The organism is Rhodococcus sp. NPDC127593, from assembly GCF_042671975.1.
Taxonomy (GTDB): domain Bacteria; phylum Actinomycetota; class Actinomycetes; order Mycobacteriales; family Mycobacteriaceae; genus Rhodococcus_F.
The window spans coordinates 98,006-110,624 of the sequence record NZ_JBHXWI010000015.1; the positions used below are offsets into that span (position 1 = coordinate 98,006).

Below are 12,619 nucleotides of genomic sequence, written 5' to 3' on the forward strand. Positions count from 1 at the left end.
CGATGTGGAACACACTGTGCCCCGGATGCGGGGGCCCGTGTTGTCCCGGAGCGACAGGATTGTTGCCGTCAGGCGACAGTGTGGGGATGGGCCTGGTGCCGGGCATCCGACGGTGTCATCCCGTACTCGGCACGGAACGCGCGCGTGAACGCGGGCGCGTCGTAGAAGCCGTATCGCGACGCCAGCGAAGAGATGGTGCGGTCGAGCAGATTCGGGTTGGTGAGGTCCCGGTGAACGCTCGCCAGCCGTTCACGGCGGATGACCGCGCTGAGGGTGTGGCCGTAGTCGGCGAAGATGCGCTGCAATGTGCGCGGCGACATGTGCAGTGCCGACGCGATCGAGCCGACGCTGAGGCCCGGGTCGGCGAGATTGCGGCGAACATGGCGGAGGATCTGGTCCCGAACCGCGGACGAGGGCGGGGCCGAGCGAGTCTCCGGCGCGGTGAGCACCGCCGACACGAGGCTCATGCCCGCGTCACCGAGCAGGGTGGCAGCCGAGGGGTCCACGTCGGCGCCCTCTGCGACCGCGGTCGTGACGAAGTGCTCGAGCAGCGCGCCGGACCCGGCCCGCACGTCGTAGGTGCGTTCCAAACACTCCCGGACCTCGTTCGGCGTGAGAACGAACGAGTGGCGTGGAAACGTGACGACGGAGCACGACCAGGTGTCCGTGAAGGACAGTTCGTACGGCAGGGCCACGTCGTACATCACCGCACGACCTCGGTCGACGACGAGTTCCCGCTCCCCTTGATGCAGCACTGCGCGACCCTTGTTCACCGCGCACAGCTTCAACCACTCGGACGGATTCCGCCGAGCGGCTCGGGGGCTGCGGCTCAGCACCTGCGGTGTCCCCGAGATGGTGAAGGCCTCCACGTTGCCGAGCAGGACCGACTGCATCGTCCCCGTGACCGGGGCGTCCGAGGCAAGCCGAGGTGCGAGTCCACCGAATTCGGTGGACATGATCTCGCTCCAGTAGTCCGTCACTCGATTCACGTCGGCATCACCACACCACATCTTCGCCTGCACGACAGTTCTGCTCGAACAGTATGACGCTATGCGTAGCCGTCTTACGTCTCGTGCCGTTGTAGGTGAGTAAAGCGGGTGGTGAGCTCGTCGGTGACCCAGGCCAATCGATCGGTGAGCAGGTCGTGACGGTCGGGCTGGGCCCGGTTCCGCACGCGTTCGAGCAGCAACCTGATGCGGACGAGGACCGTGGGGAAGTCCATCGCGGCGGCGATGACACTGTCGAGGCCGGTCCGGGCGAAGTCCTCCCAGCCGGGGTAGTGGATGACGAGACGTAGTGCCCCGCTGCGGTCGGCGACGCGTCGGGGTCCGGTCTGCTGGGAGACGGCGCGACCGAGTAGATCCTCGAGGTAGTCCAGGGTCTGGATGGTTGACGCTGGATCATTGGTCCGGAGCGCTCGCAACGCGATGTCGGCCAACAACTGGAACGCGAACAACGGATCCTGCTCGAATGTCCGGGCGGTACCTACTTCCAGGCCGTCCAGAACGGTGGAGGCGGGCAGTTCCGCTCCGTGGATGTCGGTGACGGGTGTGCCCTGCTGCAGGGTGGTCCCTGGGGTCTCGCGCAGGACGATGACCGCGTTCGAGGCCTCGGCGGCGGCGAGCAGTCGGTCCAGGTGAACCTTTTGTAATGTGGTTACCGGCCTCGGCCAGGTGATCGTCGAATGCAACGGGGGCAAGGGTGAGGACGTCGGGCCGGTCGTCTCGGGGTAGCAGGTGTCGAGGACCTCGCGGCCCTGTGTCGCGATGGAGCTGAGATTGTGTGCCAGCTGAATGTTGGTGAAGGCACCCAAGAGCAGCTTCCGCACCAGTGCTACCACCACCACCAGAAGAAGAATGGCGATGCCCGGCACGATCACTGAGATCTCGGTTCGGCCGGCGATACTGTTGTCGACGGCGACGGTGATGCAGAATACGGTCACTCCGACGGTGAACCCGTAGGTCCGCCGCACGAGCGGGGAGTCGCCGAGCATTGTCAGGCGCGGTGTGAACGTGGAGGACATCCACTGCACCACCCCCAGCAACAGCGAGAAGATGAGCGTGACAACGCCCAGCACAGCGGGTCCCAAACTGACCAGCATTCCGGTGACCAGACTGGCCTGCATTTCGGGTCCGCGTGTGATCCTCGGTGTGGCGAGGCCCAGCCCCAGCCCGGCGAGCACGAACAACAGCTGGACATGCCCTGTGTGCCGACCGCGGATGCTCAGGCGGTGGAGGGCGTGCGGGGTGTGGGGTGTCGACATCACTGCACCATCGACATCCGGCCGGCCGTAGAACGTAGCAGGACGACGCCGGGGGCGAAGCGCACCGCGAACACGATGCCGGCGACTGCCGCGGAGCGCGGCGTCTTCAGCCGGCGGAACCGCACCTCGCCACCCGTGTCGGCCATGAAACCAATCATGGCCGAAGCCGAGGTGATACGACTACCCCCCGCACGACCATCGCGGCGTTCGCTGACATCGCCGTTGATGGTTATCGCCCGCCCGTTTGGGTAGTTGCTAGTCAGTGGATAGGAGACTCCGGTGAAAACATCCAGCGAACCCGGCGATGGCGCGGCGACGGCGAAGAACCCCTACGGCGGAAGACCGGGCAGCGGTATAAGCCTGCCGCCCTATTTCCGGCCCACCCCGAGCGTGAGGAACGCCAGCAACTACTTCCCGGTCGGCGAGAAGCTCGGTCCGGACGAAATGCGTATTTCCTTCGTGGGAAGCTGCCCCTTCCCGCCGCGCCGTGACCAGGCCGGCACCAGCATCATGGTCGAACTGGGCAACGGTGACCGATTTTTCTTCGATCTGGGCTCGGGCTGCCTCCGCAATATCGTCGCCATGCAGGTGCCGATCATGGCGGTCAACGACATCTTCCTCTCGCATCTGCACGTCGATCACTTCGCGGATCTGCCCTACCTCTATTGCTTCGCCCCCTGGCTGCTCCGATGGAAGCCTCTCCGGGTGCACGGCCCCTCGGGACGAACACCGAAGGATGGCACGAAGTTCATGATCGAGGGCATGAAACAGATGACCCACTGGCACACCAAGTCCTTCAAGACGTCTGCGGTGGGCGATGGATATGAAGTAGAGGTCAACGAGTTCGACTGGCAGGACGAGAACGGCCTCTGCTACGACAAGAACGGTGTCCAGGTTCGGCACTGGCCGCGTTCACACGTCATGGACGGGGCGAGCGCCTATCGCCTCGACTGGAACGGTCTGTCCTTCGTGTGGACGGGCGACGGCCGGCCGGACAAGCTGACGCTGAAGCATGCCAAGGACGTGGATGTGTTCGTCACCGAGGTGCAGGCCGACCTGGGGGCTGTCTCGGAGGCGCGGATGGGGATACCTCAGCTCATCGGCAATACGACCATCGACAGTGCCCACACCATCCCGTACGCGGTCGGATACCTGCTCAACCAGCTCGAGCCGCGGCTGGGAATGGTCACCCACCTCGAGTACGACAGGGGGACGGCACCGGAAATCATCGCGGGGGTCCGGACGCACTACGACGGGTGGTTCGAATTCGGCGTGGACGTGACGGTCGTGAACGTCACCAAGGACGCAATCTGGGTCCGGGACGCCGTCCTCCCCGACGCGGCCAATCCTGCCCGACCTGATCCGACGCTGCTGCTGAGCCCGGAAGATCTTCACAAGCTCCAATCACCCACTCCGGCAACGTCACCACCGGAGATCGCCTTCCCGAACCCCGAGTACTACCGTGACGAGATCCAGGAGCAGGCCACCCGCGATGCCGAGATCGACCCGAAGGACTACTACCCCCCGGATGTGTATCGGGAACAGACACCCAACTTCCCCAAGGACTTCCGCATGAAGCTCGGCTGACAATCATGATCCGAAGCCAGAAGGTGGGGCTGCGCACCGGTGTCGTCGGGGGAACCCATGCAACCGTTGAGCTGTGACGCAATTGATCACGACCTCGGCGCCGGGCCGGCGCCGATTCCCGTGACGGTCTTGACCGGCTTCCTCGGCGCGGGGAAGACGACTCTGCTGAATCGGATCCTGAACGGCGACCACGGACTGCGGGTGGCGGTGCTGGTCAACGACTTCGGCTCCATCAACGTTGACGCCGAGCTGATCGTCGGCGTGGAATCCGATGTCATCAGCCTGGCCAACGGCTGCATCTGCTGCACGATCCGCGACGATCTCATCGAGACGACGATGGCGACAATCAACCGCCCCGAGCGGCCCGAGTACATCCTCCTCGAGGCCAGCGGCGTCGCCGACCCGTCCGGGATCATGGTGACCTTCGGCGCGGACTGTTTCCGTGACCGCATCCGGTTGGACAGCATCATGTGCGTCGTGGACGCCGAGCAGCTGTTGGCGATCCCCGAGTTGATGGAACTCAAGATCCGTCAGATGGCGTTCGCCGACCTGAACATACTGAACAAGGTGGATCTGGTGGATCGGGCCCAGATCGACCACATCCGGGCCTGGTTGGACAGCCGCTTTCACCGTTACCGGCTCGTCGAGGCCAGCCACGGCGACGTGCCTCTGGACATCCTGCTCTCCGTCGGTCGCTTCGATCCGGTCCAAGCCGACCTCACCCTGCGCGCCCTCGACAGCGGCGGCTGCACCGACCCACACTGTCGTCACGACCACCACTCACACCACCCGTCGACGACGTTCAGCACCTGGGGCTACGAGAGCGAGCTGCCGCTCTCCCTGGAGGCGCTGCGCGAAGTGGTTCAGAAATTGCCGCCCGACATCTACCGGGTCAAGGGCGTGATCTACACCTCGGATGCACCCGAGCGGCGGGCGGTGCTCCAGGTGGTCGGGAAACGCGTGGACATCGCGCTCCAGGATCAATGGGGCGAGCGAACACCACGCACACGGATCGTCGTCATCGGCGCCGCTGGCCGCATCGACGCCGCGGCGCTACGCGCCCAGATCGAGATGGCACAGGCACCCGCCAGGGCTGAACCCAACCACCGCAATCGTCGGACCTGATCATCGACGACGTCTCCCGTAAAGTGCTGTGCGGGCTTCACGTCGTTGCGTCCTGCCGCGCGATTCCGGGCACCGTTGCGGCCGGTTCGACGGCCGGATTCTTCCTCTGCCGAGGGACCAGCAGTGCGGCGATCGCACCGATGACGGCGATCAGCGCGAACAGGTAGAAGGCGGGTGCGACATTCGACCCGTTGGCGATCACCAGACCGGTCAGCGTCGGACCCGTCACGCCGCCGAGCCTGCCGACCGAGGCCACCCACGCTGTTCCGGCCGCGCGGCTCGACGCCGGGAAGTATGAGGCGGCGAATCCGTAGATCAGGACCTGAGCGCCGATCGTTCCGGCACCGGCGACGAAGGCGAGGGCGAACAACAACCACGAGGACACATCCGTGCTGAGGACCAGGATCGCCACCGCGGCACTCGCCAGCGATGCGGCGGTGACAGCTTGCGGGCCGATCCGGTCCGACAGCCGGGAAGCGAACAGCGGAACGATGATGGCGCCGGCATTGAGTACCAGCAGGAAGGTCAGTGCGGAGCTGCTGCCGAATCCGGACGACTGCATCAACTTGGGAAGCCACGTGTTCAGCGCGTAGGTCAGCAGCAGCCCGCATGCGCTGAGCAGCCCGAACAGCAGGGTTGCGCGCCGCAACTCCCGGGTGAACAGGGCCCGCGGCCCCACTTTCTCACCGGGGCGCGGAGGCTCCGGACGATCGATTCCGGCGCGGTCGGCGATGCGGTTCGCTTCGTCGACATTGCCGCGGGCGAGCAGGAAGCTCGGCGACTCGGGCAGCAACTTCAGCATGATCGGCACGAACACCAGAAGTGGTACGAGGCCGATCCAGTACATGGCCCGGACACCGAACGCATCCACCACCACGAGTCCGAGGAGGGACGCCAGAACGCCGCCGCCGGGGAAGCCGGCCCACACGATGGCACTGTAGGTGTGGTTCTTACCCGTGGGCGAGAACTCGACCGCCATGGCGGCGGCCAGTGGAATGAGTGCGCCGACGCCCACGCCGACGAAGAAGCGTGCCACTCCGAACAGTGTGGCGTCGGGGGCTATGGCGCACACGCCCATCCAGGCCGAGAACCACCCGGTGGCGCTGATCATCAATGTTCGGCGCCCGAGTCGGTCGGCGATCCCACCGACGAGGATCGAGCCGACCAACATGCCGACGAGCGCGTAGCTTCCGATCACTCCGGCCCGCGCCGGGGTCAGGTTCCACGCGGGGTCGGCGAGCATCGACGGGAGGGTGGTCCCGTAGGCCACCATGTCGTAGCCCTCGAACACGACGGCCAGCAGGCACAGCAGAAGCACGACGCGCGCCGATGTCCCGGACCCTTCTCGTTGTCCCGTGGCTGATTGATCGCTCATGTCGGCTTCTCTCTCGCAATGGTGTGAGGGTTCATCGGGCGACTGGCGAGTGGCCGTCGGGTCTGGCTGCGCCACACCGAACCGGGGACCTGCGCCGACAATTCGCCGGTGGGGTGTCCCGGGTGGGCGGCCCTCGCTGTGCTGCACGTCACGGTATCCGGCGGGGCGGAATAGCTCCAATGAATGTTTGACATACCCCCATCGATGGTGTCTATTTCATTTCATGACCGACTTCGATCTGAATCTGGTGCGGACGTTCCTGCTCCTGTACGAGACACGGAGCGTCACACGAACTGCCGAGCGCCTCTCGCTCACCCAGCCGTCGGTCAGCCACGCCCTGAGCCGGATGCGGAAACAGTTCAACGACAGCCTCTTCAGCCGATCGCCGTCAGGTCTGCAGCCGACGGAGCTGGCGAGTGCGATGTATCCGAGGCTTCGTCAGGCGTTCGAGGTCATCGACACCACGGTGAGTGGTGTGGGCCAGTTCGATCCCGCGACGTCGCGCCGCACCTTCCGACTCCACGCCACCGACCTCGGTGAAGTGAGTCTGCTACCGCCGGTGCTCGGTCTCATCGCGGAGACTGCTCCGGGGGTCGACGTCCACATCATTCCGCTCAACTTCGCCGTGGTCGAGACCGAACTCCGGCAAGGGCAGGCCGACGCCGTCATCTGCACCCCGAGGATCACCGCGCCCGACTTCGAACGCGACGTCCTGCTCCGTGACAGCTATTGCGGAATCTGCAGCGCAGCGCATCCGCGTGTCGGCACCGATCCGACGCTCGACGAATTTCTGGCCGAGCGTCATGTCGCCGTCGATGTGAGCGCCGGCCACACGGACGTCGACAGGTCGTTGTCCCTGCTCGGCCACTCACGCGACGTCGCGTTGCGCATCGCGCATTTCGCGGCCCTTCCGCAGCTGATCGAGAAGACGCCCCATCTCTCGATCATCCCCCGGTCGGTGTCGGACAAGTTCTGCCGGATGGCCGACGTGAAAACGTTCGAACTACCGTTTTCCGTTCCAGCCGTGGAGATTTCGCTCTACACCTACAAGAGGGTGCTCCCGGACCCCGGCACCGAATGGTTCCGTGCCACGGTGAGAAGGGCCTTGGGCGCCGACGCGAGCCGGAATCGGGATGTAGTTACCGCGCGGTGAGTCGGATCACGGGGTATTCCCGGTCGGACTTGCTCTGGTACTTCGCGATGCGTGGCTGGGCGGTGGCGATGCGCTGCCATGCCTGCTCACGCTCGGCGCCGTCGAGCTGGTGCGGGGTCACCGGCGTGGCGCCGTGGCCGGGCAGTTCGATGGTCGCCTTGTCGGGGTGCGCCATCAGATTGGCGTGCCAGTCCGGGTTCTGGCTACCGCCGCCCGACGCGACGACCAGCCGGGCGTCACCACCGTCGTCGAACCACGCCACCGGCGATTGCCGCGGCTCCCCACTTCGGCGGCCGACGGTGTTCAGGATCAGTACGTCCATGCCCATGAACTGGCCGTGGCCACGTCGGATCTTGCGGTTCATGCGGGCGTTCATCTTTCGCTGCATCCACCGCGAAAACGCGCCGGGGGTTCCGGGCTTCCGCTTGCCTGCTTGGTTGTTCGTCGTCATGTGCTCTCTCCATTCGGTCCATTCGCCTCGCGACATTTACGACAGAGCCAGATCCACAGCTCCTGACAGTATCTCCCGGCTCGACCGGCGTCGGTGGCGTTCAGCGCTGTTCGTTCATGTGGATGGCAATGACGCTAGGTGTAGCCCGGTGGTCGGCGCTTCTCGATTCCTGACCGCTTTGGTCGCCGGTGAGGACGACCATGTCGGGATTCGATCCAGCGCACGCCTGAGACGGGCACTCGTATGAGTGCCCGTCTCACTGCCTACCGCAGCGGTGGTGCGATCACTCCGTCGTCGATCGGCGAGTCGTACGGCTGTTTGGTGGTTCGTTCCAGGAACTCCTCCGTCGCGAGCTTCAGCAGGGCTGAATCTGTGAGGAGGTTCATCGCCGATCCGGCCATGACCTTGGCCGCGTGGATCATGCCCTTGTGTGCGGCGGGGAGCTTCCCTTGGGCGACCAGCTGCCATGAATGCGCGGGGGTGCCGCGAGTGACACAGGCGGTGGTGCATTGCACGGTGGGAGTGACCCAGCTCACGTCGCCGACATCGGTCGACCCCGTGAGCACGCGCCGGGGCGCGCCGGCGACGAAGGTGATCACGCCGTCGTGGAGGGGGCTGTCGCCCTCTTCGATTGTGGTGCCGAACATGTCGATCGGCTTGTCCGTGCGGAACTTTCGTGCGATTGCCAGGTCTTCCTCGTCGAACGGCACCGGACCGAGCTCGAGGAGCGTGTCCTGCATCGATTCTTCCAGCACCGTGTTTCCCAAGAGGTTCGAGGAGCCACCGTCGATCTCGATCTCCACCGCGGTTTCGGTCATCAACGCGGCGCCCTCGGCGATCTTGCGAACGCGCTCGAACAGTGCGCGCATGTCCCGGACGTTGGGTGCCCGGACGACATAGTAGGCCTCGGCGTACGGCTGGACGACGTTCGCCGAGCGCCCGCCTCCGTCGAGGATGGCGTAGTGGATGCGGCAGTCGGAGTGCATGTGCTCGCGGAGGAAATTGACGCCGACGTTCATCAGTTCGAGGGCGTCCAATGCGCTGCGGCCGAGTTCCGGCGACGCTCCGGCGTGGGAGGCGACGCCCGTGAAGCGAACATAGGACTGCATGTACGCGAGGCTGTGGTCACGTTGCACCAGGGTGCTGTCGCCCGGATGCCAGCAGATCGACGCGTCGACGTCGTCGAACGCCCCGGCTTTGACCATGAAGGTCTTGCCCGCTGCGGCTTCCTCCGCGGGGCATCCGTAGTAGCGGACGGTGCCCGGTAGCCCGTTCTCGTCGAGATGGCGTTTGACGGCGGTGGCGGCGAGCAGCGAGCCGGCGCCGAGGAGGTGGTGGCCGCAGCCCTGGCCGTTACCCGAGGTGTTGGACGGGTCGGGGGTGCGTTCGGGGTTGCCGGATTCCTGGCTCAGGCCGGCGAGCGCGTCGTATTCACCCAGAATGGCGATGACGGGTTCACCCGAACCGGCCTCCGCGCTGAATGCGGTCGGCACACCACCGATCGCCCGGGTGATGCGGAACCCTTCCGTGCGTGCCAGCTCGATGTGACTTTCTGCTGATGCTGTTTCTTCCCAACGTAATTCGGGATTGTCCCAGATCGCGTCACTGAGCGCGCTGAACCGGGGTGCAAGCTCGTCGATCAGGCGGGCAAGGTCGTGCGTGGTGCTCATGTCTTTCCTATCCGTCGAATGAGAGGGTGATGGGATGGTCAGTCGAGGGAGCCCCACCGCGGAGTTGCCGCGGGACCCCGATGGGCCTCGTACCAGGCGGCGACCTGGAGGACGGTCAGGTCCTGCCGGCGACCTGCGGCGATCTGCAGGCCGATCGGCCTTCCGTCCTTGGAGAATCCGCAGTTGATCGAGGCCGCGGGGGTGCCCGCGGCGTTGAATGCGGACGTGAAGTTGGCCGGGCCCGCGAACTCGTGGATCATGGGGCTTTCGGCCGGCCCGGCGAGGATGCCGGAGGTGGGGGACAGGACTGCGTCGTAGCGGCGCAGCATATCCACGGTTTCTTGAACGAACGGCCCGATCGAGTCGTAGGCCTGCATGAGCTCGAGGGAGGAAAGCGAGCCGATGCTCGACACCGCCGCCACCATCTCCTGATTCGCCTTGGAGAGGTCGTCGACGATGTTCTTGTCGTTCATCTGCGCCCACAGATGCGCGGTGAAAAAGGGAATGAATCCAGTGGTCAGGTAGTCCCGGGACAGGTAGGGCTCGACGATCTCCACCCGGGCACCGGCGGCTTCGAACACCGCGACCGCCCGACGGATCGCCGCGACGATCTCGGGATCGGCGGTCTTACCGTCCACCGGAGCGAAATTGACGCCGATGCGCAGCCCGCGGATGTCGATGTCGAGGTCGGTCCACTCGATCGATTCGTCGGGGAGCGCGCTGTGGTCGCGTGCATCAGGGCGAGCGAGGAGAGCCATCGTGAGGGCGGCGTCGCGCACCGTGCGGGTGATCGGACCCGCGCAGCGGCCGAGGTAGGTGTCGTTGATCGGCACCCGCCCGTAGGACGGCTTGAACCCGAACGCCGCGTTCATCGCCGCGGGTATGCGGATCGACCCACCGATGTCGGTTCCGATGTTGACCGGCGCGTACCCGAGGGAGGCAGCGACGGCCGCGCCGGATGACGAGCCGCCCGTGTTCCAGGCGAGATTCCAGGCGTTGCGTGCGATGCCGTGACGGGACGACACCCCGGAGCCCAGCCCGCTGAAATCGGGCATGCTGGTGCTGGCGACCACCAGGGCGCCCGCCTCCTGCAGACGGTCGACGACGGGTGAGTTCTCCGTTGCGATCACGGGTTCGCGTGCGGCGGTTCCGTACGACTGCGGCAGACCGATCTTCGCGGTGTTTTCCTTGATGGTGACCGGCACGCCGTCCAGGGGGCCGAGTGCGGTGCCGCTGCGCCACCTCTCGCCGCTGCGCCGCGCGGACTCACGAGCTTCGTTGGCGTCGATCACGTAGATCGCGCGGTGCGTATCATCCTTCGCTGCGATCCGCTCAATGGTCGATTCCAGTGCGTCGAGCGGCGTGAGCGATCCGTTGCCGAATGCCTCGTTAAGTTCGGCGATGCTCGTCGGGTGTCCGGCAATTGCGGTGTCGTGCACAGGTAATTCCTTTCGATTGAATGACGTGATCAGGCGCGAGCCGGTTCGTTTTCGCCGACAGTCGGCGCGGGGACCTCGGAAGCGATCCGCGGGCGACGAGAACCGAGGAACGGGGCCAGGACAGCGATGGCGATGCAGAGGGCCGCACAGATCGCCCAGACTGTCGCGTAGGAGGTGAACGACGAAATCGAGCTCGTCTTCTCGCCCACGGTCACCGAGGTGACCAGAGATGACATGAGGAGGGCGAACATTGCCCCGGCGACCGATCCCGCTCCGGTTCGGGAGCTGTTGTAGAGGCCGGAGGCGATACCGACCGAATCCTCGGGAGCGCGATTGACGATGATCGCCGGCACCACACCCGCGAGTATTCCGACGCCGAAGCCCAACAAGAACAGCCAGATCGAGAAGGTGACCACACTTCCGTGCGCGACAAGCATCGCCACGTATCCGGCGGCGCTGACGAGTGCCCCGAACACGACGGCGAAGCGCGGTGTCAGCGTGCGCGCGATCCGGTCGCTGATCGTCGAGGCGATGAATGCTCCGGTGGCAGTGATCGACAGGAGGAGACCCGCGACCGTGGCTGTCACACCGAGGCCGTACCCGTACGCATTCGGATCGGCTCGCGAGAACAACGAGATGGGCGCCTGGGAACCGAACGACTGAGCTCCGAGCAGTGCAGCGATGAGCATCGGGAGCACGAGACGGCCCCGCTTCAGGACGCGGAAGTCGATGAGGGGGTTGGTCACTCGATTCTCGACCACCACGAACGCCGCCAACGCGACCGCACCTGCGGCGACGAGAGCGACGATCAGCGGGCTTGCCCACCCGATCGCGTTGCCGTTGGATACGCCCCCCATCACCATGAGCAGGCCGGACGACAGGAGAGCCGCCCCTGCCCAATCGATGCGCCCCTCCTTGCGTACGGTCGTCTCACGAACGAGGAAGTGGGCGACGGGAACGCAGATCGCCAACATGATCCCGGGAACCAACAGCACGACGGTCAGGTTCTCGATGCGGGTCATGAACCAGCCCGCGAGGAATCCGCCGACGATGACGCCGCCGGTGAGTGCCCCGATCAGACGACCGATATTGCGCCCCGCCCGGTCGGGATCCCGGTGCCGGACGATGGCGAATTCCAACGGCAGGAAAGCGATCAACGGGGCCTGCAGGGCACGGCCCACGAGAAGGACGGCGAACGACGGGGCGAACGCGACGACGAAGGATCCCACGGCCACTGCCGCCGCGGACGCCACGAGCATCCTGCGATGGCCGTACATGTCACCGAGCTTGGCGATGATCGGCACGCAGGCCACCGATGCGAGTAGGAATATCGCATTCACCCAGTTCAGCGCTGCTGCCGAGGTCCTGTGGTGTTGTCCGATGCTTGTGAGAAGCGGTGGATACCACCCCTGCAACAGACCGCTTCCGAACTCCATGACGATCAGGAAGCCGACGGCCGCGGAGGTTCCGGTGGCCCGCCTCGCGCCGGTGTGCGGCGTAGTGCTCATATGTTCCTCCAGCGAAATCTGTGTGGTGGTCGTATCCTCAGTCCGGTT

11 protein-coding genes are annotated in these 12,619 nt (G+C 65.4%); 3 read left to right on the plus strand and 8 right to left on the minus strand.

Features of this window, described 5'->3' with window-relative positions; all coding sequences use genetic code 11:
* Positions 1–68: 68 nt before the first annotated feature.
* The 3 genes from ACFVJ3_RS16330 to ACFVJ3_RS16340 all read right to left on the minus strand — a co-directional run bounded on the left by ACFVJ3_RS16330 (position 69) and on the right by ACFVJ3_RS16340 (position 2,409).
* Positions 69–989 (minus strand): AraC family transcriptional regulator, encoded by a 921-nt coding sequence (locus ACFVJ3_RS16330; RefSeq protein ID WP_378453013.1) that lies wholly within the window; start codon positions 987–989, stop codon positions 69–71.
* Between the two features lie 74 nt (positions 990–1,063).
* Positions 1,064–2,263 carry a DUF2254 family protein gene (locus tag ACFVJ3_RS16335; RefSeq protein WP_378453014.1) on the minus strand — a complete coding sequence of 400 codons (1,200 nt, stop codon included), beginning with the start codon at positions 2,261–2,263 and terminating at the stop codon, positions 1,064–1,066.
* On the minus strand, positions 2,263–2,409 hold the full coding sequence (locus ACFVJ3_RS16340; protein WP_378453015.1) for a hypothetical protein: 147 nt from the start codon (positions 2,407–2,409) through the stop codon (positions 2,263–2,265). Before ACFVJ3_RS16340 ends, ACFVJ3_RS16335 begins: the two co-directional genes overlap by 1 nt.
* Before the next feature lie 133 nt (positions 2,410–2,542).
* On the opposite strand from ACFVJ3_RS16340, the gene gntH reads away from it, so the two are divergent.
* Both gntH and ACFVJ3_RS16350 read left to right on the plus strand, forming a co-directional pair.
* Positions 2,543–3,850, plus strand: coding sequence for a guanitoxin biosynthesis MBL fold metallo-hydrolase GntH (gene gntH, locus ACFVJ3_RS16345; protein WP_378453016.1), 1,308 nt, complete (start codon positions 2,543–2,545; stop codon positions 3,848–3,850).
* Between the two features lie 57 nt (positions 3,851–3,907).
* Positions 3,908–4,975, plus strand: coding sequence for a CobW family GTP-binding protein (locus tag ACFVJ3_RS16350; RefSeq protein WP_378453017.1), 1,068 nt, complete (start codon positions 3,908–3,910; stop codon positions 4,973–4,975).
* A 37-nt stretch (positions 4,976–5,012) separates the two neighbouring features.
* Here ACFVJ3_RS16350 and ACFVJ3_RS16355 read toward each other — a convergent pair whose 3' ends face one another.
* On the minus strand, positions 5,013–6,350 hold the full coding sequence (locus tag ACFVJ3_RS16355) for an MFS transporter (protein WP_378453018.1): 1,338 nt from the start codon (positions 6,348–6,350) through the stop codon (positions 5,013–5,015).
* Between the two features lie 223 nt (positions 6,351–6,573).
* On the opposite strand from ACFVJ3_RS16355, the gene ACFVJ3_RS16360 reads away from it, so the two are divergent.
* Positions 6,574–7,503: a LysR family transcriptional regulator gene (locus ACFVJ3_RS16360; RefSeq protein WP_378453019.1), complete on the plus strand. Its 930-nt coding sequence runs from the start codon at positions 6,574–6,576 to the stop codon at positions 7,501–7,503.
* Here ACFVJ3_RS16360 and ACFVJ3_RS16365 read toward each other — a convergent pair.
* The 4 genes from ACFVJ3_RS16365 to ACFVJ3_RS16380 form a co-directional block, all read right to left on the minus strand.
* Positions 7,490–7,954 carry a nitroreductase family deazaflavin-dependent oxidoreductase gene (locus ACFVJ3_RS16365; RefSeq protein ID WP_378453020.1) on the minus strand — a complete coding sequence of 155 codons (465 nt, stop codon included), beginning with the start codon at positions 7,952–7,954 and terminating at the stop codon, positions 7,490–7,492. The two genes, ACFVJ3_RS16360 and ACFVJ3_RS16365, sit on opposite strands and share 14 nt — an antisense overlap.
* Positions 7,955–8,217: 263 nt before the next feature.
* On the minus strand, positions 8,218–9,624 hold the full coding sequence (locus tag ACFVJ3_RS16370) for a M20 family metallopeptidase (RefSeq protein ID WP_378453021.1): 1,407 nt from the start codon (positions 9,622–9,624) through the stop codon (positions 8,218–8,220).
* Positions 9,625–9,662: 38 nt separating this feature from the next.
* Positions 9,663–11,063 (minus strand): amidase, encoded by a 1,401-nt coding sequence (locus ACFVJ3_RS16375; protein WP_378453022.1) that lies wholly within the window; start codon positions 11,061–11,063, stop codon positions 9,663–9,665.
* A 29-nt stretch (positions 11,064–11,092) separates the two neighbouring features.
* The gene (locus ACFVJ3_RS16380) at positions 11,093–12,571 is read right to left on the minus strand and encodes an MFS transporter (RefSeq protein WP_378453023.1); all 1,479 of its coding nucleotides are present in this window, start codon (positions 12,569–12,571) and stop codon (positions 11,093–11,095) included.
* Between the last annotated feature and the right edge of the window lie 48 nt (positions 12,572–12,619).

What these genes read in the sequence shown, in the direction of transcription:
- ACFVJ3_RS16335 (WP_378453014.1), bottom strand. Translation starts at nt 2,263, where the DNA reads ATGTCGACACCCCACACCCCGCACGCCCTCCACCGCCTGAGCATCCGC.
- ACFVJ3_RS16340 (WP_378453015.1), bottom strand. Translation starts at nt 2,409, where the DNA reads ATGGCCGACACGGGTGGCGAGGTGCGGTTCCGCCGGCTGAAGACGCCG.
- ACFVJ3_RS16350 (WP_378453017.1), top strand. Translation starts at nt 3,908, where the DNA reads ATGCAACCGTTGAGCTGTGACGCAATTGATCACGACCTCGGCGCCGGG.
- ACFVJ3_RS16355 (WP_378453018.1), bottom strand. Translation starts at nt 6,350, where the DNA reads ATGAGCGATCAATCAGCCACGGGACAACGAGAAGGGTCCGGGACATCG.
- ACFVJ3_RS16360 (WP_378453019.1), top strand. Translation starts at nt 6,574, where the DNA reads ATGACCGACTTCGATCTGAATCTGGTGCGGACGTTCCTGCTCCTGTAC.
- ACFVJ3_RS16365 (WP_378453020.1), bottom strand. Translation starts at nt 7,954, where the DNA reads ATGACGACGAACAACCAAGCAGGCAAGCGGAAGCCCGGAACCCCCGGC.
- ACFVJ3_RS16370 (WP_378453021.1), bottom strand. Translation starts at nt 9,624, where the DNA reads ATGAGCACCACGCACGACCTTGCCCGCCTGATCGACGAGCTTGCACCC.
- ACFVJ3_RS16380 (WP_378453023.1), bottom strand. Translation starts at nt 12,571, where the DNA reads ATGAGCACTACGCCGCACACCGGCGCGAGGCGGGCCACCGGAACCTCC.